Genomic DNA, 1,678 nt, shown 5'->3' on the forward strand with positions numbered 1-1,678 from the left:
GAGGAACGGGCCACCGTTCCCTCAACCTTCAGCCTGCGCATACCAGGAGGCGAGTAATCGCCCAGGTCGATGGAACCATGAAAGTGTTGCTCGCCTGAAACCTCACACAATCCGGCAAATCCAAATTTTTCCAGAATCATGGTTGGCAGAAAAAATGACTGCCTGGGGTCAAAGCCAACAGGGTGAATGAACGCTTTTTCATCAAGGCCGTGAAACAGGTGTCGCCCGCCAGAAAGCCGGTAAGACTCGGCGACCGCAACACCCTGGATGACGCGCGAAAACATTTGTGCGTTACCCAAGTGGCGTACCTCTACCTCAAAAGATTCTTTCGGGTTTTGTCCATTGGATGAGATTAGGCGCAATGATTTTGCCGCCATCCAACTTTCTTTGTCAGAGCACGCGGCATGGCTGGATGTGACCTGAAATAGTGCAATGACAATTGAGATATAAAAAAGACGCATGGTCAAGACACTCAACGTTGAAAGTGAGCCGCACTCAGAAGCTTGGCGCTATAAGTCGCGCCGAAAATCATGCGCCTCGCGGAGCCGCGGCGTTGTGTGCCGGTCTCGATCGGCCTGTTAGGCAACATGGCCAGGCCGTTCTTTGTTCCGGTGCGCAATCCAATAGGCCAACACCGCGAGGGTAATGACCAGTGCCTGAGCTGGAAAAAGCAGCACCCATGCGATTTCGGTGTCCCTGTAGCCTCTCGCCAAGAGACTGGCCATCCAAAAACAGAATGCAATAAGAGCTGCATTCCCCGCGGCGAGAGTAGCAAGCCATAGCGTAACGCTCGCGCGGGCTCCCATCAAAATCAACGCGGAGCAATACAAGACTGCGGAACACCAAGCGTAGTTCGCTAGAAGGTGTTTCCACTCAAAGCCCGTGTTGCCAATGAATTGTGAGTAGGCCAGGAATATCGGACCAGGCAGAACGAGAAGCGAAACAATCGCAATGACTCGCATGGTGCGGCCTAACGTTGGAGTTGATCGGCGAGCGGGAGGCGTGTGCACGGAGCGCATTGAAGCACTCGGGCGTCAGTGTCGAACGGCTTGTTTGATGCCATTGCCACTAGTGGTTCCTCAGATAGTTCCGGGCAGTATAGATACCAGCCGTCGCGCACAGCCCGCCAACTAACCACGCTAGCGTCAGTCCGAACCACGCAAGCCCTAAGGCCACTCCGATGCAACTGCCGGGGGGACAAAGCTTTTCGTTCGCAAGGTGCAGCAGTGCACCGCAGAGGATGGTCCATCCAATCCACCCGGACCACAGAAACCTACGAAGTCGGTGCGGCGGGAGTTCGTCTGGATGATTCAAGAATGCACCAACCGCGAAGCCAACCCCAAAAAGCGCGAGCACCATAACGAGCAGTGTTTCCATGGTATCTAACGTAGAAGTCACCGGCGCTGCGCGGCTTTGCCGCACGGCGTCAGTGTGGACTGCCGTGTTAGGAACTCTAGGGCGAACATACGTCTTCCTTTTCTTGCCGACTGACACAGACTTTCACGGTACCTAGGTAATTTGCTGCCGCTGAAAGCCAGCTAACCGGGTCCTCTTCCTCTGCAGAGAACACAAACGCCCCGGGTGCACGGATGTCAAATGGCCTTACCCTCTTGATCATTGATATGACATATGTGCGCCGAGCAGAAGAAATGGCTTTGACGAAGGTAAGTTCCCCCAC

General features: G+C 54.5%; 1 protein-coding gene. It reads right to left on the bottom strand.

Features of this window, described 5'->3' with window-relative positions; all coding sequences use genetic code 11:
* Positions 1–467: hypothetical protein (locus AC1D1X_RS22570; RefSeq protein ID WP_477699252.1), on the bottom strand; the 467-nt coding region annotated here is incomplete at its 3' end.
* Positions 468–1,678: the final 1,211 nt, after the last annotated feature.

It is taken from the genome of Polaromonas sp. P1_G4 (assembly GCF_056405475.1).